This window comes from Azospirillum palustre (assembly GCF_002573965.1).
Lineage (GTDB): Bacteria > Pseudomonadota > Alphaproteobacteria > Azospirillales > Azospirillaceae > Azospirillum > Azospirillum palustre.
This window is the reverse complement of the sequence record NZ_PDKW01000036.1, coordinates 1-26,566: the sequence shown is the minus strand read 5'-3', so window position 1 is coordinate 26,566 and position 26,566 is coordinate 1. Positions and strand designations below refer to the sequence as shown.

At 67.7% G+C, this 26,566-nt stretch carries 19 protein-coding genes; 12 read left to right on the top strand and 7 right to left on the bottom strand.

Annotation, left to right across the window (positions count from 1 at the left end):
* From CRT60_RS36740 to CRT60_RS00580, 3 genes are all read left to right on the top strand, one after another.
* Positions 1-735: glycosyltransferase family 9 protein (locus CRT60_RS36740; protein WP_280177180.1), on the top strand; the 735-nt coding region annotated here is incomplete at its 5' end.
* A 70-nt stretch (positions 736-805) separates the two neighbouring features.
* The gene (locus tag CRT60_RS00585) at positions 806-3,802 is read left to right on the top strand and encodes a class I SAM-dependent methyltransferase (protein ID WP_098734523.1); all 2,997 of its coding nucleotides are present in this window, start codon (positions 806-808) and stop codon (positions 3,800-3,802) included.
* A gap of 81 nt (positions 3,803-3,883) precedes the next feature.
* On the top strand, positions 3,884-4,519 hold the full coding sequence (locus CRT60_RS00580) for a hypothetical protein (protein WP_143272943.1): 636 nt from the start codon (positions 3,884-3,886) through the stop codon (positions 4,517-4,519).
* 216 nt (positions 4,520-4,735) lie between these two features.
* Here the strand turns inward: CRT60_RS00580 and CRT60_RS35345 are convergent, their stop codons facing one another.
* Together CRT60_RS35345 and CRT60_RS00570 are read right to left on the bottom strand one after the other, a co-directional pair.
* Positions 4,736-5,362, bottom strand: a complete 627-nt coding sequence (locus tag CRT60_RS35345) for a class I SAM-dependent methyltransferase (protein ID WP_143272941.1) — start codon at positions 5,360-5,362, stop codon at positions 4,736-4,738.
* A 207-nt stretch (positions 5,363-5,569) separates the two neighbouring features.
* Complete coding sequence (locus tag CRT60_RS00570; RefSeq protein ID WP_098734520.1) at positions 5,570-7,399, bottom strand: hypothetical protein; 1,830 nt, start codon at positions 7,397-7,399, stop codon at positions 5,570-5,572.
* A 373-nt stretch (positions 7,400-7,772) separates the two neighbouring features.
* Here CRT60_RS00570 and asnB point away from each other — a divergent pair, with 373 nt between their 5' ends.
* Complete coding sequence (gene asnB / locus CRT60_RS00565; protein ID WP_098734519.1) at positions 7,773-9,704, top strand: asparagine synthase (glutamine-hydrolyzing); 1,932 nt, start codon at positions 7,773-7,775, stop codon at positions 9,702-9,704.
* Between the two features lie 50 nt (positions 9,705-9,754).
* Entirely contained in the window at positions 9,755-11,644 is a 1,890-nt protein-coding gene (locus tag CRT60_RS00560) for a hypothetical protein (protein WP_244592190.1), read from the top strand.
* Between the two features lie 52 nt (positions 11,645-11,696).
* Here CRT60_RS00560 and CRT60_RS00555 read toward each other — a convergent pair whose 3' ends face one another.
* On the bottom strand, positions 11,697-12,719 hold the full coding sequence (locus CRT60_RS00555; RefSeq protein WP_098734517.1) for a glycosyltransferase family 2 protein: 1,023 nt from the start codon (positions 12,717-12,719) through the stop codon (positions 11,697-11,699).
* Positions 12,720-12,991: 272 nt separating this feature from the next.
* Here CRT60_RS00555 and CRT60_RS00550 point away from each other — a divergent pair, with 272 nt between their 5' ends.
* The 4 genes from CRT60_RS00550 (at position 12,992) to CRT60_RS00535 (ending at position 16,982) form a co-directional block, all read left to right on the top strand.
* Positions 12,992-13,807, top strand: coding sequence for a glycosyltransferase family 2 protein (locus CRT60_RS00550; protein WP_098734516.1), 816 nt, complete (start codon positions 12,992-12,994; stop codon positions 13,805-13,807).
* A 60-nt stretch (positions 13,808-13,867) separates the two neighbouring features.
* On the top strand, positions 13,868-14,689 hold the full coding sequence (locus CRT60_RS00545; RefSeq protein ID WP_098734515.1) for an alpha-1,2-fucosyltransferase: 822 nt from the start codon (positions 13,868-13,870) through the stop codon (positions 14,687-14,689).
* An 89-nt stretch (positions 14,690-14,778) separates the two neighbouring features.
* A complete protein-coding gene (locus CRT60_RS00540) occupies positions 14,779-15,717 on the top strand; it encodes a GDP-L-fucose synthase family protein (protein WP_244592189.1) in 939 nt (312 codons plus the stop codon).
* Positions 15,714-16,982, top strand: coding sequence for a DegT/DnrJ/EryC1/StrS family aminotransferase (locus tag CRT60_RS00535; protein WP_098734513.1), 1,269 nt, complete (start codon positions 15,714-15,716; stop codon positions 16,980-16,982). Before CRT60_RS00540 ends, CRT60_RS00535 begins: the two co-directional genes overlap by 4 nt.
* 3 nt (positions 16,983-16,985) lie before the next feature.
* On the opposite strand, the gene CRT60_RS00530 is transcribed toward CRT60_RS00535, so the two are convergent.
* The 3 genes from CRT60_RS00530 to CRT60_RS00520 all read right to left on the bottom strand — a co-directional run bounded on the left by CRT60_RS00530 (position 16,986) and on the right by CRT60_RS00520 (position 19,740).
* The gene (locus CRT60_RS00530) at positions 16,986-17,969 is read right to left on the bottom strand and encodes a lysylphosphatidylglycerol synthase transmembrane domain-containing protein (RefSeq protein ID WP_098734512.1); all 984 of its coding nucleotides are present in this window, start codon (positions 17,967-17,969) and stop codon (positions 16,986-16,988) included.
* A gap of 110 nt (positions 17,970-18,079) precedes the next feature.
* Positions 18,080-18,859: a class I SAM-dependent methyltransferase gene (locus CRT60_RS00525; protein ID WP_098734511.1), complete on the bottom strand. Its 780-nt coding sequence runs from the start codon at positions 18,857-18,859 to the stop codon at positions 18,080-18,082.
* A complete protein-coding gene (locus tag CRT60_RS00520; RefSeq protein WP_098734510.1) occupies positions 18,856-19,740 on the bottom strand; it encodes a class I SAM-dependent methyltransferase in 885 nt (294 codons plus the stop codon). The genes CRT60_RS00525 and CRT60_RS00520 overlap by 4 nt, the downstream gene beginning before the upstream one ends.
* A gap of 468 nt (positions 19,741-20,208) precedes the next feature.
* Here CRT60_RS00520 and CRT60_RS00515 point away from each other — a divergent pair, with 468 nt between their 5' ends.
* Together CRT60_RS00515 and CRT60_RS00510 are read left to right on the top strand one after the other, a co-directional pair.
* Entirely contained in the window at positions 20,209-21,618 is a 1,410-nt protein-coding gene (locus tag CRT60_RS00515) for a glycosyltransferase family 9 protein (RefSeq protein WP_098734509.1), read from the top strand.
* Positions 21,619-21,734: 116 nt separating this feature from the next.
* A complete protein-coding gene (locus CRT60_RS00510; protein WP_098734508.1) occupies positions 21,735-23,963 on the top strand; it encodes a tetratricopeptide repeat protein in 2,229 nt (742 codons plus the stop codon).
* A gap of 43 nt (positions 23,964-24,006) precedes the next feature.
* On the opposite strand, the gene CRT60_RS00505 is transcribed toward CRT60_RS00510, so the two are convergent.
* Positions 24,007-25,206: a glycosyltransferase family 4 protein gene (locus tag CRT60_RS00505; RefSeq protein WP_098734740.1), complete on the bottom strand. Its 1,200-nt coding sequence runs from the start codon at positions 25,204-25,206 to the stop codon at positions 24,007-24,009.
* A gap of 226 nt (positions 25,207-25,432) precedes the next feature.
* Between CRT60_RS00505 and CRT60_RS00500 the strand changes: the two genes are divergently transcribed.
* Positions 25,433-26,566, top strand: a 1,134-nt coding sequence (locus CRT60_RS00500; protein ID WP_098734507.1) for a tetratricopeptide repeat protein, incomplete at its 3' end; no start/stop codon positions are given.

Genomic DNA, 26,566 nt, shown 5'->3' with positions numbered 1-26,566 from the left:
GGGCAGGCGGCAGACCCGCCGGGCGGCTTCCAGCTGCTGAACCTGTCGCCCGACATCAAGGACTTCGCCGACACCGCCGCCATCATGGCGAACCTCGACCTGGTGGTCTGCGTCGACACCTCCGTCGCCCATCTCGCCGGAGCCCTCGGCGTCCCGGTCTGGGTGCTGGTGCCCTTCGCCCCGGACTGGCGATGGATGCTCGACCGCGAGGACAGCCCCTGGTACCCGACCATGCGCCTGTTCCGGCAGACAAGGCCGCAGCACTGGGACGACACCATCGACAGGCTGGAGCGCGCACTGCGCGAACGCGCCGCTTCCGTCCATCTCCCTCAAAATGGAGCTTCCGACATGCCGATCCTGGCACCCGTCTCCTGGGGCGAACTGCTGGACAAGATCACCATCCTCGACATCAAGACGGAGCGCATCGCCGACGCCGACAAGCTGGCCAACGTCCGGCGCGAGCGCGAGGCGCTGCTCGCCGTGGCGGTTCAGGCCGACACCGCGCGGCCGGAGGTCGCCGTGCTGATCGACGGGCTGCGCGCGGTCAACACCACCCTGTGGGAGGTCGAGGACGAGATCCGCGACTGCGAGCGTGCCAAGGATTTCGGCCCGCGCTTCGTCGAGCTGGCCCGGCAGGTCTACCACACCAACGACCGCCGGGCCGCGCTGAAGCGCGACCTGAACCGTCTGCTCGGCTCCGAACTGGTCGAGGAAAAATCCTACCAGGCCTACTGAGGCCCGGCAGATCCCGTCTTCTCCGGCCCCTGTCCTCCCCGGCCTCCTTCCAGCCCAAAGGTCCAGTTCCATGACCACCGACAGCGCAACCGGGACCGCCGGCCTTCCGACCGGCCAAAGCGGTCCGGACCATCAGGCCGCCGCCCAACGGCTGGCGCAGGTTCTGGAACTGTGCCGGTCCGGCCGGCCGGAGGAGGCGGAGGGGCCGTACCGCGCGCTGTGCGGCTCCCCGCCGCAGGAGCCGGCCGCGCTGCTGTCGCTGGCCGACGCCGCCCGCATCCTGGGCCGGCCGGCCGACAGCGTGGCCTGGGCCGAGGCGGCGGTGCGCAGGCAACCGGACAGGGCGGAGGGCTGGAGCGTGCTTGCCCTGGCCTTCATCGCCGCCGGCCGCGTCGACGACGGCTATGCCGCGGCAGCCGAAGCGCTGCGCCGGACAGGACAGGAGGAGACGGGTGGAGCGGCCGCGGTCCAGGCCCACCGGGCGCAGGCGCTCGCCCGGCTGCGCCGCGGCCAGCTGGCCGAAGCGGCGGCGGCCTGCGACACGGCCCTGCGCCTTGCCGACGGCGCGGCGCAGTCGGCCCAGCCGTTGCGGCAGGCGCAGGCCGAGGCGCTGGGCACCCTGGCGCTGGTCCGCATGCTGGAGGGCCGCGCCGAGGAGGCCGAGGCGCTGTTCCGCCGCGCCCTCTCCCATCGACCCGTCTTGCCGGAAATCCTGGGCAACCATGCCTCGCTGCTGGCCCGGCTGGGCCACGACGAGAAGGCGCTGGAACAGGCCGAGCAGGCGGTGGCGCTGCGCCCGCGGCTGGTGGGAACGCTGCATCTGATCGGTACCCTGCACCACCGCAGCGGCCAGCTTGAATCGGCGATCGCCGTTTTCCACCGCGTGCTGGCGGTCGATCCCGGCCATCTCGATGCCCGGTTGCTGTTAGCCGACAGCCTGCGCGTCGCCGGCCACTGGACGGAAGCCGTCACCGTCTGCCGCGACGGCCTGGCGCTCATCGCCGATCCGGACGACAGGACCAGGACGGCGCTGCTGGCCAATCTCGGCACCGCCCTGCAGAGCGGCGGCGACGCCGCAGGCGCGCTGGAGGCCTATGGCGCCGCGCTGCGCCTCACCCCCGACCTGCCGGAGGTCCACAACAACCTCGCCCGCCTGCACCAGGAGACCGGCAACCCCGACGACGCCATCGAGGACCTGCGCCGCGCCGCCGCCGGCCGGCCGCTTCCCCTGCCGCTGCGCCGAACGCTGCTGTCGCTGCTGATCGCCGCCGGCCGCACCGCCGAGGCGGAGACGGAGGCGTTCGGCATCGCCCGCACGGCTCCGGACGATGCGGAGCTGTGCTTCGGCATCGCCGCGCTGTTCCTGCAAGGCGGCTGGCGCGACCAGGCCCTGCCCTATGTGCGCAAGGCGATCCGCCTCGCCCCCGACATGCCGCGCAACTGGATCGCCTTCGTCGAAGCATTGCGCGACGCCGGACCGCCCGCATCCGGCGAGGGGGCGGATCAAGGCCTGCGCACCGACCTGCTGGCGGCGCTCGGGCGGCCGGAGGTGGAAAGCGCCGGCCTGTCCCGGGCCATCGCCGGCGTCCTGATGGCATCGCCCGTCCTCAAGGCCCTCGCCGCTCCGGAGGAGGGGCCCGGGGACGACGGGCGGACGCTGGACGGGAAAAGCCTGGCGCTGCTGGCCGACGGCTCGCTCGCCGGGCTGGCGGAGGATGCCCTGCTCCTGGCCCACCTGCGCGCCGCGCCGGTCTGCGATCCCCGGCTGGAACGGGCGCTGACCCGGCTGCGCCGGGTGCTGATGCTGGCGCTGACCGGTCCGGGCCTGCCCGACCGGCCGTCCTGGCGCACCCTGTGCGCCGCCATCGCCGAGCAGTGCTTCCTCAACGAATATGTCTTCGCCGAGACCGACGGCGAGTTCCAGGTCCTGGCGGTGCTGGTCCGCGCAGCGGAGGCGGCACTGGCGAGCGGCGAGCAGCCGCCGGCGGTTCTGGTCGCCCTGCTGGGTGCCTACCGGCCGCTCTACCGCTGGGAGCGGGCGGAGGCCCTGCAGGCGCTATCCTGGCCCGAGGAGATCGCCCGGCTGCTGAACCGGCAGGTCGCCGAACCGCTGGCCGAGGCGGCGATCCAGGCGGAGCTGCCGGAACTGACCCCGATCAGCCACCCGGTGTCGGTCGGCGTGCGCGCCCAGTACGAGGAGAATCCCTATCCGCGCTGGATGAACACCGGGCTGCTGCCGGAGCCGATGCCGCTGTCCCGCTTCCTGCATGCCCTGTTCCCGCATGCCGCCCTGCCGGCCGCCCCCGCCTGGAACGCGCCGGACTGGGAGGCGCCGGAGGTGCTGGTCGCCGGCTGCGGCACCGGACGCGAGGCGGTGTGGGCGGCCTCCACCTTGAAGAATGCAAAGGTGCTGGCGGTCGACCTCAGCCGCCGCAGCCTTGCCTACGCCACCCGCCAAAGCCGGCGCCTGGGCCTGAAGACCATCGAGTTCGCCCAGGCCGACCTGCTGGAACTGGGGGCGCTGGGCCGTCGCTTCGACGTGATCCACAGCGTCGGCGTCCTGCACCACATGGAAGACCCGATGGCGGGCCTGCGCGTGCTGCGCGGGATGATGAGCCCGCACGGCGTGATGGAGATCGGCTTCTACAGCGCCGCCGCCCGCCGCCCCATCCTGGCTGCCCGCCAGTTCATCGCCGAGCGGGGCCATCCGCCGACCCTGGACGGCATCCGCCATGTCCGCCGCGACATCCTGGCCCTGCCGGAGGGCCATCCGGCGCGCGCCGTCATCCATTCCCCGGATTTCTACGGCACCAGCGCCTGCCGCGACCTGCTGATGCACGTGCATGAACTGCACGTCACCCTGCACTGGCTGGCCGACGCGCTTGCCGCGCTGAAGCTGGAGTTCCTGGGCTTCCGGCTGGCCGATCCTGCGGTGGCGGCACTCTACCGCAAGCGCTTCCCCGAGGATCCGGCGATGACCTCGCTGGCCCGCTGGGACCGGCTGGAGGCGGAGCACCCGATGATCTTCGGCGGGCTCTACCAAGCCTGGGTTCGGGCAAGACCGTGAGGATGCTTTTGCCCACCCGTTCGCTCCTTCTTTCCGCTAGCATTCCTCCATTCTCACGAACTTGGACCAGGGAAGACGACTTTGCGTCTCATCACCATGTCAGTCTGGGGCTCTTCGCGGATGTATTGGGAAGGTGCTCTGATCAACAGCCGGATCTACAAGGAGATCTATCCGGGCTGGACACTCCGCATCTACACCGACGAGCAGAATGAATTCACGCAGGAGTTGCTTGGAAACGGCGCGCAGGTTTGCCTGATGCGGAATCCCGGCGGCATTTTCGGCATGTTCTGGCGTTTCATTCCCGCATCCGACGAAGGCTTGGATGCCTTGATCGTCCGGGATGCCGACAGCAGGTTGAACATACGGGAAGCGACCGCGGTGGAGGCTTGGCTGGCATCCGGCAAGGGGGCTCACGTCATGCGTGACCATCCGCACCACGTGAACTGGCCGATGCTGGGCGGCATGTGGGGCATCCGCGGCGGTGTGATTCCGGATATGAAGGAACGCATCCTGGCCTGGAACCGTTGGGAAAAGAAGCTGGACGACATGTACTTCCTGGCGGAGTCCGTCTGGCCCGATATCCAGCATAATTGTCTTCAGCATGTCCGGGGCATATCGCCCTTTGGCGGCGAGCCGTTTCCGCCGCATCCCCCCTGTTCATGCGATTATGTCGGGCAAGTGTATTACGAGGACAGCGTCAAGGATTCCAGTCGCTGACGCTGCTCCGATCGGAGGACATTGCCTTCGGCAGATCCAGCCCTGAAAATAGGCCCTCTTTCCCATGCAAGCGGGCACATGCAATAGGGAAGCGGGCCTCTCCCCGGATGAGACCAAAGCCTCCAAATGCAATCACCGCGCTCCGCTCTCGACGAGACCGTGACGGAGCCTGAAACCTGTCCGACCGCTTGCCGCAGGGATCGATCGAAATCCGGATCAGTATCGACCTTCGACATTTCTGGTATAGTAAAACTTTTCGAACGCCACTTTCAGATTGGCAGCATTTTTCTGATTCACTTCGCTGGCTTCCTTGCCAATCCCGAAGAAATAGACATCCCTGATAACGTGATCCCTGAAAAATCCCCAGACCGAAAACCATTGGTCATGATCTACGAGTTCCATGAAATCCGGGACATCCAGATTGCGATAGTAGTTCATTCCTTCACGAGAGGTGAATGGAGAGTCCGAGGGAAGATCCTCTGCCGTGCCATGACGACGACGCCCGATGGAGGCGCATGTCATGATCATCAGACCATCCTTGCGAAGCATGCGGATCATGTTCAGCCATGTTTCCCGCCAGTTCCTGTTATGCTCCATCGCTTCGCATGAAATGACGGTATTGAACTGATGAGCTCTGCCGCCGAAATCCTCTCCCGGGCAAGCGATATCCACCCCCGGACCCATCTCAAGGTCGACTCCGGTGTACTTGCAACGCTCAAAATGCTCTCTCACGCTTCCATTGATATCGAGACTGCCGATCTCAAGAACCTCGGAGTCAACAAAATATCCACCCAAATAATTCTTGATATTTTTCACAAAGAAGACTTGTTCTTGATGGGCCATTTTGGATTCCTTGGGCTGGCTGATACATCATCGGACCGCTGTTGCGGTCAGTACCGGTGATCGTACGGACGAAGGCGTTCCATTTTCATTTCCTCGGCGCGGGTTCGTTCGCCTCCGATCCCACGCTGGGCCTCTCAAAGCGGCTTCATCCACTGCTCCTGAACAGGCATCGCTTGGAAAAGCGGGACGCCGACATTGCTGCCCGTCTCAGATCCGACGATCAAGAAGGATCTGCACGATCCGGTCGTTCGCCATTTTGTAGTCGGCATACGGACGCAGAAGATGATAGTCGGTGTAAAGGTGATCCCGGATAAGTTCCGCCTGAGCCAGGGACAACGCGCCCGCACGCATCAGGTCCGACCGGTCAAGGCGTTGAAATCCGGTTTTTCCGTCGTCCAACACGCTGATGCGGGTTTTGTTCGGCCCCTGGCTGGCCCAGGCCCGTACACGTTCGAACAACACCCTCTGGTCGAAGCTCCAGCCTTGGCCGCCGTGACGGCCGTCATATTCTGAACACTGTGCTGCCCAATCTGCAAGAATTCGCCTGACATCCTCAATGCCATCGATCCGGCCATGAGAACCAAAGATTTCCCCCCAGATCGCCGGACGCGCGGCGTTGTAGCACATGGCAATCTGAGCACTGTCGGAAATTAATACGTTTCCACGATAGACCACAAAATTATTATCGGAGAAGCCGGATATTGGATCCGTATAATAGCGCCGGCACATAGGCACTATATCCATATCCGAAATGATCACCGCACCGCCCTTGGCTTCCGCTTCCATCAATGCGGGATAAAGCAGGCGGATGCATTGCGCCTGGAAGGCCGTGTTGACACCGGGGAGGGGTGGGAACAGCACGATGTCTTCGGCCCACGTCTCCATAGACGCAGGGATTTCATCAGCGATCAGGACGAGCTTGACGCGCAGCCCCACCACCTCCATCCAAAGCTTGCGGACGACCGGAAAGAAATCAAGGTAGAGTGGATTCAGATCACTGGCTACCAGACAGGAACTCAGTCGCATTGTAGCTTCCGATGGGGGGGCGAGGTCGTTCCCCGCAATGTGCTCTACGCCACCTTCTTCCAGCCGGTCAAGCCCAGCGACCGTTGCCGCCGGGAGCGATGCCGGCGGGAACAATACGGTCAAGGTCTCCGCAACTGCCGTCCGCAGGCCATCTGCCGCATCCCGCGCAGCAAACGAAGCCCCTGCACGCTCCTCCAATTGGCGACGTGCTGTCCGATCGGCGATCAGGCGCTTGCAGACATCGACCAGATCCTCGTAGCGCGCAGGCGCGACAGCTTCCAAAAGATCAGGTTCGATATCGGTTTCCACATCGACTTCGGCGACGACTGCCTTCGCGTTCGCCAGCAGCGGAGCGACCCGGGCAATCTCGAAAATCTTGGTATCGTAGAAATGCACATTCAACACGAGACGCGCCCTGGAGATCCAGCCGTCAAGTTCCTGCCCGAAGGCCGGCGGGAGGACTGTAAATCCTTGCCCGTCGACAGGCATGTGCGAAATATCGTCGGCAAAGCCGCCGGTCAACACCACCACTCGCAGACCCGTAGCCGCAAGCTGGGACAGAATATTGAACCGACGACGGTTCACCGTGCCATAGAACAGCACATCGATGTCCTGCGGGCCGTCCGGCTCAATACGGCGCAATGCGGGGCTGTAGCCAATCCTCACCTGCTCCGCCAAGCGCGGTTCAATTCCATGCTCCCGCAGCCAGACCAGATTTCGGCGGCTGTAGTCCCAAATGATACGGGACCGCAGCGCCGCAAGGTAGGCAGGGCTCAATAGGGACGAGGAACTGCCGAACTGTTCCAGATTGAAGATAATCACATTGTCCGGCAGAGCAGCGACGTTGAAATCCGGGCTGCCGAAAAGGATGTAGACGATGGAGGGTACAACTTTAACATCGCTAGAGCGCTTCACGGCACAAGTGTGCCCGAGAGCAGTGATCCCGTGGCGAATACTTTCCGCCACGTCTGCCATGATGTCGTGGTTGTTGATGATGACGAAATCGCTCATGCCCAGCACCTGCTCCTAAGGCGATCGGATGACATCGCCGCGCTGCGATCTTGTCTCCGGGATTGCTTCAGCTCAAGGATCGATCTTTCGGAATACGGAAGCCGTATCGACGAACCGTCCCCCCGCGGTCCACAGGCCAATTGAAGCCATTGTTCCAGTGCAGGAATGGTTAAGAAATTACTGAACAGATTCCGCGCCTTCGAGCCTGGAATGAGAAGACTGAACATGACGGAACTGTCCGGCCAGGATCTGGCACAGCGGTTTGAGCGCCCCCTCCGCCGCATTCGGCATTTCGCCATGGCACCCGGCCGGGTGAGACGCTACACCTAGCCCCCGTCGCCACCTTCAGCAGTCCCCCCGGGAGAGCAGCCCCATGTGCGGTTTCGCCGGCTTCGCCGGACCCGGCGGCGAGCGCGACCTCGCCGCCATGACCAGCATCATCCGCCACCGAGGCCCCGACGACGACGGCGTCTATGCCGACCGCGGCCAAGCCGATCATAGCGCCGCGCTGCCGGTGCATCTGGGCTTCCGCCGCCTCGCCATCATCGACATCGAGGGCGGACACCAGCCGATGGCGACGGCGGAAGGCGATCTGGTCATCGTCTACAATGGCGAGATCTACAACGCGCCGGAACTGCGCCGCGCGCTGGAGCAGGCCGGGCACCGCTTCGTCACCGACCATTCCGACACCGAAGTGCTGCTGCACGGCTACCGGGAATGGGGCCTGGACATGCTGGAGCGGCTGAACGGCATGTTCGCCTTCTGCCTGCACGACCGCCGCCAGGGCCGGCTCGTCTTCGGCCGCGACCGCTTCGGCAAGAAGCCGCTGTTCTATGCCGAAACGGCGGACGGGCTGGTCTTCGCGTCGGAAGCCACCGCCGTGCTGTCGCACCCGTCGGTGCCTGATACGCTGGACCGCACCGCCCTGGTCAAATATTTCGCCTACGGCTTCATCCCGGCGCCGCTGACCGCCCATGCCGCGGTGCGCAAGCTGCCGGGCGGTTGCAGCATGGTCTACGACCTGGCCAGCCGCCGGCTGTCGGTCAGCCGCTACTGGGAATACCGGATGGTGGTGGACGACCAGCCGCCGGGCGGTCCCGACCAGTGGGCCGAGGAGCTGCGCGAGCTGCTGGACCGTGCGGTGGAACGCCGCATGCTGAGCGACGTGCCAGTCGGCTTCTTCCTGTCCGGCGGCATCGACAGCGCCGCCATCGTGGCGCTCGCGGCCCGGCACCGCGACCCGGCCACCATGAAGACCTTCACCATCGGCTTCGACGAGCCGAGCTTCGACGAGAGCGGCTATGCGGCCGATGCGGCGCGCCATTACGGCACCGACCATGCCTGCCGCACGCTGAACCTCGACACCGCGGCGGGGATGCTGCCGGAGTTGCTGGGCCGGCTGGACGACCCGATCGCCGATCCCTCCATCCTGCCGACGCACCTGCTGTCGCGCTTCGCCCGCGAACGGGTGACGGTGGCGCTGACCGGCGATGGCGGCGACGAGCTGTTCGCGGGATACGACACCTTCGACGCGCTGCGCACGGCGCGGCTCTACCACCATGCCGTCCCCCGCCCGTTGCACCGGCTGGCGGAGGCGGTAGCCCACCGGCTGCCGCGCTCGGACCGCAACATGAGCTTCGACTTCAAGCTTCGCCGGGCGCTGCGCGGGCTGGGCCACCGGCCGGCGCACTGGATGCCGGCCTGGCTGGGTCCGGCGTCGGTGGAGGAGGTGTCGCGGCTGTTCGGCACCGACCTGACCGCCGACGAGCTGTATGACGAGGCCGACGCCCTGTGGCGCTCGGGCGCCAGCCGGCACGACGTCGACCGCTCCATCGAATTCTACGGCCGCTTCTATCTGGGCGAGAATTTGCTGATCAAGGCCGACCGCGCCAGCATGTTCTGCTCGCTGGAAACGCGCTCGCCCTTCCTCGACCGCGACCTCGTCGCCTTCGTCAGCCGCCTGCCGGCCGAAGTGAAGCTGCAGCCGAACGGCATCCGGGCCGGCACCCGCAAATGGATCCTGAAGAAGGCGATGGCCCCGCTTCTGCCGCCGGCGATCCTGTCCCGGCCCAAGAAGGGCTTCGGCATCCCCTTGAGCCGCTGGCTGCGCCACCTGCCCCAGCCGCCGCTGGAAACAGCCGCGCGCATCGGGGTGGACGGCAAGTGGCTGGCGGCGCGCTGGGACGAGCACCGCAGCGGGCAGGCCGACCACCGCGGCCTGCTGTGGGCCTGGACCGCGCTCGCCACCGCGCTGGACCGCCCGGCCCCGACCCCGGCACCGACCCCGATGGAAAACGCCGCATGAGCCTAGACAGTCTGGATCGTCCGCTTTCCCGAGTGCGCGGGGGAGCGGACATGCACGATGCTGCCCGCTCCGAGGTCCCCGCCGGCCGCGGTTCGTCGCCCGCCCGCATCCTGGTCGGGCTGCTGCTGGGGCTGGGCGCGCTGATCGTCGCCTATCAGTTCGGCATGAACATGCATGCCAGCACCGGCCTGCCCTATTGGGACGACTGGGGCTATTTCTTCGGCACCGCCCAGGGCGTGCAGCAGCCGCTGACGTTCCAGTCGATCTTCGCCAAGGACAGCGACCATGTCGCGCCCGTCTTCAAGCTGCTGACCCACGGGCTGTGGCAGGCCATCGGCGTCGATTTCCTCGCCTTCCGGCTGGTCGGCTGGCTGGCCTTCGCCGCCATGCTCGCCGCTTACGCGCTGGTGCTGCTGCGGGACTGCGTGCGCTCGGCCTGGGATGGGGTGCCGGTGGCGGCGGCCGGGCTGTTCCTGACCGGCACGCTGAACAACGAGTATTTCTATTACCAGCACATGGGGTTGGCCCAGCCGATCTTCTTCACCTGCCTGTTCCTGTTCCTCCACACGCTGGCCCGTGGGCGGCTGGTGGTGGCGACGCTGTTCCTGCTGGCCTTCGGCTCGACCGGGGTGTTCGGCGCCAGCTATGCCCTGGGGGCTGCCGGCGCCGGGGCGGTGCTGGCCCTGCGCCAGGAGGAATGGAGGGATCGCCTGGACGGCCGCACGCTGGTGGCGGTCGGCGGTGGGCTGCTGCTGACCGCGGCGATGCTGTGGATGACCTTCCACGGCTCCTACGCCAACCACACCGGCCAGCCACTGGTGCTGCCCTGGCACAGCGGCTTCTGGGCCTTCCTGCTGGGCGCCTTCGCCACCGCCGCCGGCCTGCCGGTGGAGGCGGTGGGAGCCCCGCTGTCGCTGGCGGCGGGAGCGGCGGCCCTGGGGCTCTGCCTCGTCCCGGCGGCGGGCCTGCTGCTGGGCCGCGCCGGGCGGGAGAAGCGCCATGCCGCGCTTGCCATTTCCGGGCTGATCGCCGGGGCGCTGATCGTCACCATGACCACCGCGCTGGGCCGGGCCGGGCTGTGCGGCGAGGGCATAGCCAACGCCATGCGCTGCGGCACCATCCCGCGCTACGCCTATCCGGTGCTGCTGGCCTTCCCTGCCGCGGTCGCCGGCTGGACCCTGCTGTTCGGCCGCCGCATGGGGGGGGGAGCCGCTGCCGGTCTGGTGCTGGTGGCGGCGCTCGCCGTCGGCCATGGTGCCGGGACGGACGCCTTCTGGCGGCACTGGAGCGTCGCCGGCCTCAACCGCATGGTGGCGGAGCGCGACGGGGCGGCGGAGCGCTGCGTCGCCACCTATCTGCACGCCATCCGCAAAGCGGACGGATCGGACTCTGCCGGGATGGACTGGAGCCAGCCGCTGGTCTGCCCGTCCGCCTCGCCGCGCAACATCGCGCCGTTCCTCCAGGCCGCCTACGATCTGAAGGCCGACTTCGTGCGGACGATCCTGGCCGACGCCGCGAGCCGGCCGGAGCGGGGGACGCTGGCGACGCTGCTGCAAGCCGGCAAGCTGGATGAGGCGTCGGCACGGCTGCGGCTGGAAGCATCGCCGCGTGACGGCGGGCTGCTCGGCTCGCTCGACCGCTTCACGCAGCTTCCCTCCGGTTCGCTGGCGGCACTCGGCTGGGCGGTCGATGCGGCGGTGCCGGCGCCGGCCGCCTTCGTCCTGCTGGGGGTCGGCGACCGCATCGTCGCCACCGCGCCGACCGGCGGCGCGCGGCCCGACGTCGCCGCTGTGCTGAAGGACGGGCGGATGACCGACAGCGGCTTCGCCCTGCCCGTTCCGCCCGAACTGGCCGGCCAGCGGGTGCGGCTGTTCGTGCTGGGCCATGACGGCGGGCTGAAGGAACTGACGCCGTCCGGCGGGGTGGCGGCGACGCCCTGATACGGAAAAGGCCCCGCACCGGGAACGGTACGGGGCCTTCTTATCGGCATCCTCAGTCGCGGAGGCTGCGGTCCGGCGGCGGCGGCTCGTCGAAGTTCAGCATGGTCTTGATCGAATAGTGGCTCTTGCCCTGGCTCTCGAAATAGATGCGGACCAGCAGCTCGGCCAGCAGCCCCATCAGGATGCACATCACGCCGGTGACCAGCCCCATCGTCACCAAGAGCGGCAGCGGCGTCAGGATGAAGGAGATGCCGTCGACCAGCTTCAGGTAGATGGCATAGATGCCGGCCAGCACCGACAGCCCCATGAACATCAGGCCGGCAAAGCCGAAGATGTAGATCGGCTTGGTCTCGTACTGGGTCAGAAACTTGACGACCACGAGGTCGAGCACGACCTTCAGCACGCGCTCCAGCCCGTATTTCGACTGGCCGTGCCGGCGCGGATGGTGACGCACCGGCATCTCGGTCAGCTTGGCGCCCTGCCAGCGGGCGTAGATCGGCACGAAGCGGTGCATCTCGCCATAAAGCCGGTAGCCCTGGAGCATCTGGCGCCGATAGGCCTTCAGCGTGCAGCCATAGTCGTTCAGCTTCACCCCGGAGATGGTGGAGATCAGCTTGTTGGCCATCCGGCTCGGCAGCGTGCGCAGCAGGAAGCCGTCCTGCCGGTCGGCGCGCCAGCCCGACACCACGTCGTAGCCCTCGTCCAGCTTGGCGAGCAGCCCGGCGATGTCCTGCGGGTCGTTCTGGAGGTCGCCGTCCATCGGCACGATGACGTCGCCGCGGGCATGGTCGATGCCGGCCATCATTGCCGCGGTCTGGCCGACGTTGCGGCGGAAATTGATGACGCGGATGCGGCTGTCGGACGCCACCCGCTGCAACTCCGCCTCCGTCCCGTCGGTGGAGCCGTCATTGACGAAGATGACCTCGAAGCTCCGCCCCAGCCCGTCGAGCGCCGGGATCAGCCGGCCGCACAGAGGGGCGATATTGTCCTCCTCGTTATAGACCGGGATCAGGACCGAGACGGAAACCGTGCCGGTGTCCGTGGTGGCGGATCCGGGGGCAAGCAGGAGGGTCATCGAACGGGTCCGGAGGCTGCTGTCATCTGTGGGTGCGATGCCGGGCCATGGTATGGCCGCTGGGTCCAGCGAGCGCAACGGCTAATTGGAATGTGCAGAGGGCTGGCTTGCATTGGGATCGTCCCCTCCGGAGTGGGCATGGCGGCGTCTTGCCAACCCCTATGCTGCTGTGGGATGACGTGCGGACGGAAGCAGCGGGCGACGTAGGCGCGGGCGGTTGAGGGCAATGCCTGTCGACGGCCCGCTTCCTGCCCTTCCCCAGCCACCCGATCATGCCCATCCTGACTGGAACAGGCCTGCGTCTGATGAATCTTTCCCTCGTTATTCCATGCACCCATCGGGATGTGGTCCTGGTTCCCGATCTGCTGGAAGCCTATGCAAACGGCGCCGAGCGGCCGGACCAAGTCATCGTATCAGTCAGCAACGCCCATATGGCGGATGGAGCCGTGCTGGAGCGGATCGCCGCCATCGGGGTCAGCCGTTTCGCAGAGATCCTGATCCTCAAGCATCCCCGGCGAATGTTCCACGGACCGAACCGTCAAGCCGCGTCGGAACGGGCGATCCATGAATTGATCTGCTACCAGGATGCCGACGACACTCCGCACCCGCAACGCATTCAGATCGTCAAGCGCCTGTTCGAGCAGTACGACATCATGCATCTGAACCACAGCTTCTGCTTCGCGGGAACGGAGTTCCGTCAGGTTCACGGGGCCCTTCAATTCATGATTTGGCATCAAAGCGCCATCGCCGGGGGGTGCTTCCCGCGGGGGCGGTTGCACGATTGCGTCGAAGCGCAGCAAGCTTACGGCGCCTTTACCGAACGCCCCGTTCAGTCCGGGCAACCGGTAATCCGAAGGGAAGTGCTGGAGAAGGTGCGCTGGAAGGATTGGGGCGAGCTCGCCTTCGGCATTGCCGAGGATTACGAGTTCAACATGGAGTGCGCCTATGTCTGGCGCAAATCGATGATCGTCGACATCCCGCTGATCCGCTACACCCCCTTCGCAGGCCGCGAGACGGTGGAGGAGATGCTGGGGCTCGCCCCGGACAGCGCGCCCTCCGCGGTTCCGTCCCCCGCCTCCCAGCCCTGACAGGACGGCAGGCGTCCGGCAGGCGCCATCCCATCAACTCATCGGGAAAGAATACAGGCGATGATCATTGCGGATCTGATCGGCGGCCTCGGGAACCAGATGTTCATATACGCCGCGGCCCGGGCCGCGGCCCTGCGTCACAACGTGCCGCTGAAGCTCAACATCGCCGGTTTCGTCCGTTACAAGCTGCATCACTATGCGTTGTCGAACCTGAGCATCCAGGAGGATTTCGCCACGGCGGAGGACCTGACGGAAATCCTGGTAACGGGCCGGATCTACCGCGAAGGCAATCCCTACGGCTTCGACCGCAATGTGCTGGAGACCCCGCCGCCGATGTATCTGCGCGGCTATTTCCAGAGCTTTCGCTATATCGAGCCCATCGCCGACGTCATCCGGTCGGATTTCAGCGTCCGGACGCCCGCCGAAGGGCAGGATGCGGCCGTGCTTTCCATGATCGCCGAAACCAATGCGGTCTGCCTGCATGTCCGCCGCGCGGACTACGTGTCCAACCCCGGAACGGAGCAGCATCACGGAGTCTGCCCGCGCGAGTATTACGAAGGCTCACTCAGCCATCTGCGGAACCGGGTCGGACCGGTGACGTTGTTCGTCTTCTCCGACGACATCTATTGGGCCCAGGCCAACCTGAGGCTGGATGCGCCGACCATCTTCGTCGGCCACAACCGCGCCGACCGCAATTACGAGGATCTGCGGCTGATGAGCGCCTGCCGGCACTTCATCATCGCCAACAGCAGTTTCTCCTGGTGGGCCGCCTGGCTCGGCGCCGCCCAGGACAAGGTGGTCTATGCGCCGGCAAGATGGCTGAAAAATGGGCTGGACACCCGCGACCTGATCCCGTCCGGCTGGACACAGGTCCGCTACTGACCGGGCATGCTCCGGCGGTTCCCCGCCGCATCGCATCCCCGCTTCCGCCATTTCCCGCCAATATCCGGATGAATGCCGCCATGGACTTGATGGCCAGAAAAATCTTCGTCGCGGGACATCGCGGCATGGTGGGGTCCGCCGTGCTGCGGAAGCTGCACGACATCGGTCACCCCGACATCCTCACCGTCGAGAAGAGTGCGGTCGACCTGCGCGACCAGCAGACGACCAGCGCCTTCTTCGAGCGGGAACGCCCGGAGGTGGTGATCCTCGCCGCGGCCCGCGTCGGCGGCATCCAGGCCAACATCGCCTCGCCGGGGACGTTCCTGTACGACAATCTGGCGATCCAGACCAACGTCATCCAGGCCGCCCACCAGTCCGGCGCGGTGCGGCTGGTGTTCCTCGGCAGTTCCTGCATCTACCCGACCAACTGCCCGCAGCCGATGCGGGAGGAATATCTGCTGACCGGCCCGTTGGAGCCGACCAACGAAGCCTATGCGATCGCCAAAATCGCCGGCATGAAGATGGTCGAATACTATCACCGGCAATATGGGATGGATGGCTTCTCGCTGATGCCCTGCAACATCTACGGCACCAACGACAGCTTCGACCTGCAGAACTCACACGTGCTGTCCGCCCTGGTCCGCCGCTTCACCGATGCGGTGGACGACGGCGCCGGCCGGGTGGAGCTGTGGGGCACGGGCCGCGCCCGGCGCGAGTTCCTGCATGTCGACGATCTGGCTGACGCCATCCTGATGCTGACGGAGCGGATGCCCGGCGACGGCGGCTTCATCAATGTCGGCAGCGGCACGGACATCTCGATCCGAGATCTGGCCCTGCTGATCGCCGCCAAGGTCGGTTATGGCGGCGAGATCGCCTGGAACGCCGAGAAGCCCGACGGCATGCTGCTGAAATGCCTGGATGTGTCCCGGATGCGCGAGATGGGCTTCCACCCGTCCGTCACGCTGGAGGATGGCATCGAACGAACCATTGCCGACTATCGTGCCCTGAAGTCGCGGAGCGCCGCATGACCCCCGCCGATCTGCAAGTGAAGCTGCTCGACGTCCTGAATGCCCTGATCGCGGTCGGCAACCGCGGCAACGAGGCCCAGGCCCGGCGCTACTTCTATCCCCTCAGCCTCGCGACCTTCGACGTGGACGAGATCATGGAGGCGGTCCATTCGATGACCAGCTTCCGTACGACCATGTGGGAGAAGACGCTTCAGTTCGAACGCCAGTTCGCTAGCTATGTCGACTGCAACGACGCCGTGATGGTCAACAGCGGCTCCTCCGCCGACCTGCTGCTGTCCTTCCTGCTGCGCAACCCGACCAACCCGCTTCTGGAAGAGGGGGACGAGGTCCTGGTTCCGGCGGTGACCTGGCCGACACACATCTGGTCGCCGCTGATGGCCGGGCTGAAGGTCCGGCTGGTGGACGTCGATCCGACGACCTTCAACATCGACCTCGACGACCTCGAGGCGAAGATCGGTCCCCGCACCCGTGCGCTGTTCCTGGTGCATCTGATGGGCAACCCCTGCCAGATGGACCGGATCGGGGCGCTGGTCGCCAAGCACAACCTCGTCCTGCTGGAAGATTGCTGCGAAGCGCTGGGAGCGGCCTGGAACGGCAAACAGGTCGGCACCTTCGGGCTGGGCGGCGCCTATTCCTTCTTTTTCTCCCACCATATCTGCACGATGGAAGGCGGGATGATCTCCTGCTCCAGCGCCGAGGTGGCCGAAAACCTGCGGATCATGCGGGCGCATGGCTGGATGCGCAACGCCAACCGGCCGACTCCCCCTGCGGCTGACCCCACGCTCGACCCGCGCTACACCTTCGTGAATTGGGGCTTCAACCTGCGCCCGACCGAGTTGCAGGCCGGTTTCGGTCTGCACCAATTGCGCAAGCTGCCCGGATTCAACGAAAGGCGGGAGCAGATCGCCCGGCGCATCTTCGACGTCATCGATCGCAGCGGACATCTGTCGCGGCCCCGCGCCCATCCGCTGGCCCAGCCCTCCTGGTTCTGCATTCCTATGCTGGTGGCAGCCGACGCGCCCTTCACGCGCGACGATCTGGTGCGCTACCTGGAGAACAAGGGCGTGGAGACCCGGCCGGTGGTGACCGGCAACATCGCGCGCCAGCCGGCAGCGAAACTGTTCCCGGATCTGGCGACCGGCGCCCTGCCCGGCGCCGATGCGATCCACGACCGCGGCCTGTATATCGGGCTGTCGCCGCTGTTCACCGATCAGGTCATCGACCGCCTGCTGGAATGCCTGCAGGAGTTTCTGGGAGGCTATTGACCGTTATAGACCGACGCCCTCGCGCGGCCCGGCCCCAGGCCGGCTGCGCAGGACCGTCAGGTCGATGACGGCGCCCAGCAAGGCGACCATCGCCTGGAAGGCGAGGATGCCGAAGCCCAGCGCCAGCGACTGGGCATGCGGCACCCCGACCAGATCGAGCAGCCCGACCAGCGACGCCTCGCGCAGGCCGATCCCGGCGACGGTGACCGGCATCAGCACGATCACCGACATCACCCCGATCACCGCGCTCCACACCGAAAAGGGCTGGTCGATGCCGACCGCCAGGCCGAGCGACTGGCTGCCGGCGACCGCCGCCACCTGCACCGCGATCCCGACGGCGACCGACAGCAATGCCCGCCCCGGCCGTCTTGTCTGGTCGCGCCAAGCCTCCAGGAAACGGCGCAGCGGGCCGAGGAGCCAGGCCTCGCGCTTCGGCCCGGCACGCCAGCCCAGCAGAGCCAGGAGCAGCGTGCGCGCCGGTCCCCAGGCCAGCAAGGCAGTCGCCGCGGCCAGCCCGGCCAGCACCAGCACCACCGCCACCAGCAGCCCCTCGCCGAAGCGAGCCGACTGCACCGCCAGCCCGCTGCCGGTCAGCAGCAGCAGCCCGGCGATCCCCGTCACCTTGTCGAAGGCCACCGCCGAGACGATGCGGCCGCCGCCGATCTCTCCCTGCCCTTCGCCCCGCCCTTCGTCACGGCTGAGCCGGTAGGCCTTCACCGCCTCCCCCGCCAGCTGGCCCGGCAGCACCAGCGCATAGAGCTGCGCCACCAGCGTGTAGGCAAGCAGCCGCCCCGCCCGCAGTTCCGGCAGCAGCACCCGCAGCTTCAGCGCGTTCAGCACATGCATCAGGAAGAACAGCAGGCCGGCGAGTGCCATCAGCCCCGGCGAGGCCACCGCCAGAACCCGCCCGACCTCCGCCACATCGACCCGCCACAGCAGCAGGGCGACCAGCAGCGCGCTGACCAGGGCCTTCAGACGGGGACGCACCTAAAGAAACCTTTTCATGAAATCATGACGTAATGAAAGGAGACCATGCCCTCTCCCCATGTGCCCCCGGCGGAGCGAGGACCCGCCGGGGCATGGGGAGAGGCAGGGAATCACGACCCCGGCCGGCGAGCCAGCACGTAGATGTAGTCGCCGTGCGACCAGGAGTTCAGGCGGAAGATGTGGTACAGCGCCTCGGCGAGGAAGCGGCGGCCGGGGCCGTAGTCGCCCTCCGTACCCTGGCCGCTGGCGGCGCCCAGGACGTTGCGGTAGAGCGGCGAGAAGAAGGGGAAGCCCCATTCCACCACCCGCTCGATCTCCAGCCCGACCGACTTGATCTTGGCCTGCAGCTCGCCGCGGGCATAGTTGCGGTGGTGGCCGACCGTGCGCTCGAAATCGCGCATCCGCCCTTGCAGGGTGGAGACCAGCAGGTAGCGGCCGGTCATGGCGGCGAGGTTGCGGAGTGCCGCGACATCGTCCTCGATATGCTCGACCACGTCGGTGCAGACCACCAGATCGAAGCGGCGGTCGAGATGGCCGGCGGCGACGTCGAGCAGGCCGAACTCGGCATTGGGCGCCCTGCGGCGGGCGACGTCGATGGCCTTGGCGGCGAAGTCGAGGCCGGTGTAGCGGGCCTGCGGCTTCAGCGGCATCAGCGTGGCGAGCAGCGAGCCCTGGCCGCAGCCGACGTCAGCCAAGCTGTCGTAATTCAGCGGGCGCACCATCTCGGTGACGATACGGCGCAGATGCCGGCCGGTTGGGCCGTATTTGCGCATGTCGTTCCAGCGACGCTCCCAGCTGTCGTCGTAATCGACGCCGCCGGGATGGTCAGCCGCCGCCGCGGGCAAGGGGGTGGAGAGGGAAGTGGCGGACTTGAATGCGTCGTCGCTCATGCGGGCCTCCGGCGCAGGATGAATTCGTTGCAGCCCGTCGGCACGCGCGGCGGACGGACCTCCAGCATGTCGAAGCCGAGCGCGTCCATCCGCGCCCGCACCTCGTCGGCACTGGCATATTCATAGGGGTAGCCGCCGAGCCAGTCGGTCACGTCCACCCAGAACTCCATGCCGCGCTCCTTGCGCAGCGGGTTGGACCCGGTGATCGCCCAGGTCGCCAGGAACATCAGCGACCCCAGCGTCCAGTCCCAGACCTTCCGAATGAGGCCCGGCGACAGGTTGTAGACGATCTTGATCAGGGTCCAGATCGGCGAGGTCCAATGGCGGTTGTAGAGCGCCAGCACGAAGGTGCCGCCCGGCGCAACCAGCGGCGCCACCGTCTCGATCGCCGGCCACATGGATCCGGTGTGGTGCAGCGAACCCCAGGCATAGACCACGTCGAAACGGCCGAGCGAGCCAGCGAAGCCGCTGTCCAACGCCGAGCCGCGCCGGAACTCGATGCGGTCGGCCAGTTCGGGCGCGAAGCGGCCCAGGTTGCGGCGGGCGACCTCGACCCCGGTGGGGTTGACGTCGAAGCCCAGCGCGCGGGAAACGCCCAGCTTGCCGGCGGCGATGGTGAACAGCCCGGAGCCGGAGCCGACGTCGCAGAAGCTGGCGTCCTTCAGCCGGTCGGTCCCGACCAGCCCCTTCAGGCTGTCGATGGCCGCCACCAGCCGCGGCTCGTCCAGCACGGTGCGCGAGTAATGGTCCCAGTTCTCGCCGAAATCGAAGGCCAGGGCGGATGTCCCGGCCGGGGTGCCGCCCCCGCCTTCCGCCGTCTTCACCGGTTCCGCCACGCTGTCCGATCCCTTGCTGTCCGATCCGCTCTGCCGCGCCGCCATACGCTCCCGAAAGCCATCGGATGTCAACAGCACCTGTGAGCCGGCACGACGGCCGACGGAACCGGACTGCGAGCGGCGGAACCGACGCCATGGCGTCGGCTCCACCCTCCCCAGCCATCCCGAGCCCCCGTCATCAACCGAGCCCCCGACATCAACCGAGGTTGATGTCGGAGAGCGAGAGGACCGTGCCGTTGTACACGCCGAGCAGCCGGACCTCGGTGGCGGCATTATGCCCAAACCGAGGACGTCGCCATGGCGGCGTGACTCAACCAATCCGGCCTCCGACAAACCCGGCGCGGTTCAGTGCAGGACGAAGGGCCGCCACTCTACAGCAGGGCGGTTCCGGAGGGGACGGCCTTGCGGACATGCCGATCCCGGCTAGAGTGTGATCGTTCCGGGCGGTATCGCTTGAAGCGCGGATCACACGGAAAACCGCCGCCAGCCGGCCGCAGAGCCATCACGGTCCCCATGCCCGCCCTCCCCGACGACGCCGTCATCGATCCCATGCACAGCCCGGAGTTCCAGGCCGGTTTGCTCGCATTGCGGCAGGAGGACCGGACGGCGGCGGTCGCAGCCTTCACCCGGGCGGCGGGCAGGTTCCCGCTGTACAGCCCCGTTCATGCCAACATCGGCACCCTGGCCGGCCAGCTCGGCCACGGCGCTCTGGCCATGCGCTGTTTCCAACGGGCGATTGCGGTCGAACCCGGCCATGCGGAGGTCTGGTCCAACTTCTCCAGCCAGCTGCGCAGAGCCGGCCGCGACGCGGACGCCATCATGGCGCTCAAGCGCGCGCTGAGCCTGGCGCCCAAGCATGCGAACGCCCTGTGCAACCTCGGCGCGGTCCTGTTCGATGCCGGCCAGACCGCCAGGGCGGAAGCCTGTTTCCGACAGGCGCTTGCCCTGGCCCCCGACCACCATGAGGCGGCGAAGAATCTCGGCTTCGCCCTGTTGCGCCGCGGCGACCTGCGCACCGGCTTCGGCTGGTACGAGCATCGCTACGGCGCGGCACCACTGCCTGCGCCCGCGCTCGACACGCCCGCTCCCCGCTGGCGCGGCGGGGCTCTGAACGGCGTCTCCCTGCTGGCGGTGGCGGAGCAGGGCGAAGGCGACTCCATCCAGTTCGTGCGCTATGCCAAGCTGGTGGAGCGCAGCGGCGGAACGCTGACCATGCTCTGCTCGCCCGCGCTGAAGCGGCTGATGGCGCGCGCCGACGGAGTGCGCCACGCGGTGGCGGATGGCGACCGGATGCCGCGGATCGACGCATGGACCCCTCTGCTGAGCCTGCCGCACCTGCTGGGCACCGACCGCGGCAGCATTCCCGGCGGGGTGCTCTATCTGCATCCGGCGCCGGAGGATGCGGCGGCGTGGCGCACGCAGCTGTCGGGCGTCGCCGGGCTGAAGGTCGGGCTGGTGTGGGCGGGAAACCCGACCTTCGGCGGCGACCGCGAGCGGTCTCCACGCTTCGCGGCCATTGCCCCCCTGCTGACGCTGCCCGGCCTGCACATGGTCCTGTTGCAGGTGGGGGACGGGCGGCGCGACCTGGCCGGACATGTCCTGCCCGCGACCGTCACCGATCCGGGCGACAGGATCCGCGACTTCGCGGACACGGCGGCGATCATGGCGGGACTGGATCTCGTCATCACCTCCTGCACGGCACCGGCTCATCTCGCCGGTGCCCTGGGCCGGCCGGTCTGGATCATGCTGCCATTCGCCGCCGACTGGCGCTGGATGGAGGGGCGGGCCGACAGCCCCTGGTATCCGACCGCAAGGCTGTTCCGCCAGCCGGTGCCGGGGGATTGGACCAGCGTCGTCGCGGCGATCTCCGCCGAATTGCAGGCGGTGGTCGCCGGTCGCCGTTCCCTGGATGGATTGGCGTGATCGGAGCAGCAGCCGGTCTCGATTAGCCAAAGGTTAAGCCTGTCCGGCTAGCCTCCGCACTGCGGTCGGCCGCCATCGCTCAGGCCGTCATCCGGGTCGATTGGGAACACGCCGCTTTGGACAGGATCAGCAAGACCAGGGGCACCGGCCACATTCAGGCGGAACGGGCTGGGGCAGGACGGCCTGGGTCGGAGCGGGCTGAAGCGGGCCAAGCCGGCACGCCGCCGGCCGGCAGCCTTCTGACCAGGGCGATCGCCGCCCACCGCGCCGGCCGCCTGACCGGGGCGGTGGGGATCTATCGCGCCCTGCTCGCGCTGGAGCCGGCCCATGGCGATGCCTGGCACCTGTTGGGACTGACCGAGCTGCAATCCCAGCGGGAAGCCGATGCCCTGGCGCTGTTCGACCGTGCCTTGCGCATCGCCTGCGACCGTGCCGAATATCACAACAGCGTCGGCGAGGGGCTTCGGACGCAGGGTGACATGGCGGCGGCGGCGGCCGCGTATCGCAGGGCCGTCGCGCTGCGTCCGGGCTACGCCGAACCCGTCATCAACCTCACCCGCGCCCTCCAGCTTCTCGGCCAGCCTGATCGGGCCCGCGCCAGCGGCCGCCGGGCGATTGCCCTGGCGCCGGAACGGACCGAAGGTGCGATCAATCTGGCCCATGCCCTGCTCGACCTCGGGCGCTTCAGCGAGGCGCAGGCCTTCTACCATCGTGTGCTGTCGCTCCAGCCCGACCAGGCGGAAGCCATCGGCCATCTCAGCCGCGTCGCCTGCGGGTCCGGCGATCCCCGCAGGATGGAAACGGCCCTGCGCCGTGCCATGCGGGTGGAGCCGCTCGTCATCGACCATCCCCAGGCCCTGGGCGACCTCTTCATCCAGCGCCAGGAGCTTGCCGCGGCGGAGCAGGTCTACCGGCGCGTCATCGCGCTGAAACCGGACCACCCGGAAGCGCTGAACGGGCTGGGCAGCAGCTGCCTGATGCAGAAACGCTATGCGGCGGCCAAGCCCCATTACCGCCGGGCCATGCTGCTGCGGCCCGATTATCCGAGCCCCCACAACAACATGGCCAATGCGCTGTGGGAATTGGGCGAGGCCGCCGCTGCCCGAACCCGCTATCGCCAGGCCATCGCGCTGAAACCGGACCACCCCGACGCCTATGGCAATCTCGGCCATGCGCTCCGGACCCGGGCCAAGCGGTTCGCCGACTATGCCGAGGCCGAAAAGGAGTGCCGGCGCGCCCTGCGTCTCGATCCGGGCAACCTCGCAGCCGGCAACAACCTCGGCATCGTGCACCTGTCCCGCAACGAGCTGGCGGCGGCGGAGCAGTGCTTCCGTCAGGTTCTGGCCCGCAGCGCGGAGAACGCGGACGCCCATTTCAACCTCTCGCTGACCCTGCTGAAGTCCGGCGCTCTCGCAGAAGGATGGAAGCATTACGAATGGCGGTGGCGGACCGGGCAGCTTCCGTTGCCCAAGCTGTCCCAGCCACGCTGGCAGGGGGAGCGGTTGGATGGCCGCAGCATCCTCGTCTATGCCGAGCAGGGGCATGGCGACACGCTGCATTTCGCACGCTACGTGCCGCTTCTTGCAGAGCGCACAGGGGCCGGGCGTGCCGGGCGGGTGATGCTGGTTGCCCAGCCGGGGCTGGTGCGGCTGCTGGAACGCATGCCGGGGATCGCTTCGGTGCACGCCGTCAACGATCCGGTCCCGGATTTCGACGTCCACACGCCGCTGCTGAGCCTGCCCGGCTTCTTCGGCACGACGCTGGACAGCATTCCGGCCCAAATTCCCTACCTTGCCCCCGATCCCGCGGACATGGAGCTGTGGCGACGGCGGCTTCCCGTCCATGGCGGCGTGCGGGTCGGGCTGGTGTGGGCCGGCAATCCGCGTCCCCACATGCTGCACGCCAATGCGACGGACCAGCGGCGCAGCATGACCCTGTCCCAGCTGGCTCCCCTGGCCGCCGTGCCCGGCACGGTCTTCTTCAGCCTGCAGAAGGGAACGGCCGGACTGCAGGCGCGCACACCGCCCCGCGGCATGGCGGTGGTGGACCTTATGGACGAGGTGAATGATTTCGCCGACACCGCGGCCCTGATCTCCACCCTGGACCTCGTCATCTGCGTCGACACGTCGGTCGCCCATCTGGCGGGAGCGCTGGGAAAGCCGGTCTGGGTCCTGTCGCGCTTCGACGGGTGCTGGCGCTGGTTGACCGGCCGTCGGACCACCCCCTGGTATCCAACCATGCGCCTGTTCAACCAGACCGGGCCGGGCGACTGGGCGCCGGTGGTCGAGAGCGTCGCCGGCGCCCTGCGGGGGTTCGTCGACGAACAGCTTGGAGCGGGAACCTGACCGCCGGGCGCACGGCCTCCTCATCCGGGACCGGCAACGCCCCTCACTCCGCCTGCGCCGACGGAACCCGTCCCGCCGGGGCGCGGCCGGCAAGCATCAGGTCGCGGTAGGCGGCGGCGACGGCCCGCCAGGAAAAATGCTCGACCACCCGGCGGCGTCCGCCCTCGCCCAAGCGGCGGCGCAGGGCCGGGTCCTCGGCCAGACGTGCCAGTGCCGCGGCAAGCGCCGGCGTGTCGTCGGCGTCCAGCATCAGGCCGGTCTCCTCCTCCACCACCAGATCGCGGTTGCCGGCGATGCGGGTCGCCACCACGGGCAGGCCGGCGGCCATCGCCTCCAGCACCACGTTGGGCATGCCCTCGTCGCGCGATGGAAAGACGAAGGCGTCGGCGGCGCGATACGCGGCGGGAAGCTCGTCGCGCCCGAGCCAGCCGCGGAAGACGATGCGCTCCGACAGGGCGAGCCGGGCGGCCTGCGCCTCCAACTCCGGCCGCGCCGGGCCATCGCCGACGATGGTCAGGCCGATGCGGCTGCGCATCCCGTCGGGCAGGGATGCGAGCGCCTCGAACAGCACGTCCAGTCCCTTCTGCCGCACCACCCGGCCGACGAACAGCAGCGACAGGCGGTCGCCGGCATTTCCGGCATCGGCCGGCCCGGCATCGGCGGGCGAGAAGCGGGTGGCGTCGACACCGTTGGGGATGATGGCGATGGGCTGGTCCGGGGCGAAGCGGCGGGCGAGCCCGGCCAGCCCATCGCTGTTGGCCACGACGGCGGAGGACCGGCGCCACAGCCAGCCGATCACCGGCCCGGCCAGCCGGTGGTAGAGCGAAATGCCGTCATACTGGAAGCCCGGCACGTCGCCGCCGCGCAGGCTGACGACATAGGGCACGCCGGACAGCGCCTTCACCATCCAGGCGGCGGGGCCGCAGGGCAGGCCGAAATAGGCGACGGTGGCGTCCGCACGCCAGCGGGCGGCGATCCACGGTGCCATCACCAGCGAGCTGGCGAGGAAGGCCAGCATCTCTACCACCGAGCTGCGGTCGCGGCGGCGGCGCAGGGTCGGGATGCGGCGGATCTCCACCCCGTCGGCCCGCCGTTCCACCCGCGGCAGGTCGCCGAAGGCGGAGGTCAGCACCAGCACCTCCTCGCCCAATGCTGCCAGTTCGCAGGCGGTGTTGTCGGTGGCGTTGGCCGCCCCGCCGCCGAGCGGCGGAAACTCGTAATTGATCAGCAGAAGCCGCGCCATGCCGTCCGCCACACTCCCCGTTCGACGAGCGCCATTGATGCGGGGGCGGGGAGTGCGATGCAACAGCCATCATACGGAGGGCAGCGGTTCGCGACGGATGGAAGCCTGGGGAGCGCCGGGGGAGGCAGGATACCGGGGCCGCTCTGCGCAGAAGCCGGCATCTTCATGCCCCGACATCTTCATGCTACTGATCGCGCCGTTCCCCAACCGAAGCGCCGCGGCCCCCATGAACATCGAGCAAGCCTTCACGATGGCGGTCGGCCTCCAGAAAGCCGGCCGTGCCGACGAGGCCGGGAGGCTCTATGCCCAGATCGCGGCCAGCGATCCGCACTTCGCCCCTGCCGTCAACAACATGGGGCTGCTGCATGCCTTGGCCGGAAGGAAGGAAACGGCGGTCGCCCTGCTGCGACAGGCCTTGGCGCTGGTTCCGGGGTCGCTGAACAGCTGGAACAATCTGGCATCGCTGCTGATCCAGCTCGACCGGCGGGAGGAGGCGGTCCGGACCTACCGGATCTCCACAAGACTAAAGCCCGACCAGCCGGCGGTGCTGAACGAACTGGGCCTTCTGCTGGAGGGGTCGAAACGCCCGGACGAGGCGCGCGAGGCCTTCGCCCGCGCGGCGGCGCTGGACCCGATGGAGGCGGAATATGCCAACAACCTCGGCGCCATGCTGCGCAGCGATTATCGGCTGGAGGAGGCCGCAGGCTGCTTCCGCCGGGCAATCGCGCTGAATCCGCAGCACAGCGGCGCCTACAGCAATCTGGGGACCACGGTGAAGGACCGGGGCAGCTTCTGGGCGGCGCTGCTGGCTTTCCGCCGGGCCACGACGCTGGAGCCGGATTTCGCCGGGGCCCATTGGAACGAATCCCTGGTCCGGCTTCTGCTGGGCGATTTCGTCCGGGGCTGGCGGGGCTATGAATGGCGCTGGAAGCATGGCCAGCTGCCCTCGCCGCAGCGCAGCTTCTCCAAGCCGCGCTGGGACGGGTCGCCGCTGCGGGGCCGGCGGCTGCTGGTCTATTGGGAACAGGGGTTCGGCGACGTGCTGCAATGCGTGCGCTACCTGCCGCTGCTGGCGCAGATGGTCGGGGCGGAGAAGGGAGGGGCGGACGGCGAACGGCCCATCCTCCTGGAATGCCAGCATGCGCTGCTGCCGGTGCTGCGCAGCCTGCCCGGCGTCACCGTGGCGCTGACCGGGGCGCCGCTGCCCGATTTCGACGTCCAGCTCCCGGTGATGAGCCTGCCGGCCCTGTTCGGCACCCGGCTGGAGACCGTGCCGTCCCGCATTCCCTACCTGTCGGCGGAGCCCGATCTGGTTGCGCGCTGGGGCGAGCGGCTGAAGGGTCCGGCAAAGGACGGGGGC

Coding starts and splice junctions, on each gene's coding strand:
- CRT60_RS00585 (WP_098734523.1), top strand. CDS start 806: ATGACCACCGACAGCGCAACCGGGACCGCCGGCCTTCCGACCGGCCAA.
- CRT60_RS35345 (WP_143272941.1), bottom strand. CDS start 5,362: ATGGCCCATCAAGAACAAGTCTTCTTTGTGAAAAATATCAAGAATTAT.
- CRT60_RS00570 (WP_098734520.1), bottom strand. CDS start 7,399: ATGAGCGATTTCGTCATCATCAACAACCACGACATCATGGCAGACGTG.
- asnB (WP_098734519.1), top strand. CDS start 7,773: ATGTGCGGTTTCGCCGGCTTCGCCGGACCCGGCGGCGAGCGCGACCTC.
- CRT60_RS00560 (WP_244592190.1), top strand. CDS start 9,755: ATGCACGATGCTGCCCGCTCCGAGGTCCCCGCCGGCCGCGGTTCGTCG.
- CRT60_RS00555 (WP_098734517.1), bottom strand. CDS start 12,719: ATGACCCTCCTGCTTGCCCCCGGATCCGCCACCACGGACACCGGCACG.
- CRT60_RS00550 (WP_098734516.1), top strand. CDS start 12,992: ATGCCCATCCTGACTGGAACAGGCCTGCGTCTGATGAATCTTTCCCTC.
- CRT60_RS00545 (WP_098734515.1), top strand. CDS start 13,868: ATGATCATTGCGGATCTGATCGGCGGCCTCGGGAACCAGATGTTCATA.
- CRT60_RS00540 (WP_244592189.1), top strand. CDS start 14,779: ATGGCCAGAAAAATCTTCGTCGCGGGACATCGCGGCATGGTGGGGTCC.
- CRT60_RS00535 (WP_098734513.1), top strand. CDS start 15,714: ATGACCCCCGCCGATCTGCAAGTGAAGCTGCTCGACGTCCTGAATGCC.
- CRT60_RS00525 (WP_098734511.1), bottom strand. CDS start 18,859: ATGAGCGACGACGCATTCAAGTCCGCCACTTCCCTCTCCACCCCCTTG.
- CRT60_RS00520 (WP_098734510.1), bottom strand. CDS start 19,740: ATGGCGGCGCGGCAGAGCGGATCGGACAGCAAGGGATCGGACAGCGTG.
- CRT60_RS00515 (WP_098734509.1), top strand. CDS start 20,209: ATGCCCGCCCTCCCCGACGACGCCGTCATCGATCCCATGCACAGCCCG.
- CRT60_RS00505 (WP_098734740.1), bottom strand. CDS start 25,206: ATGGCGCGGCTTCTGCTGATCAATTACGAGTTTCCGCCGCTCGGCGGC.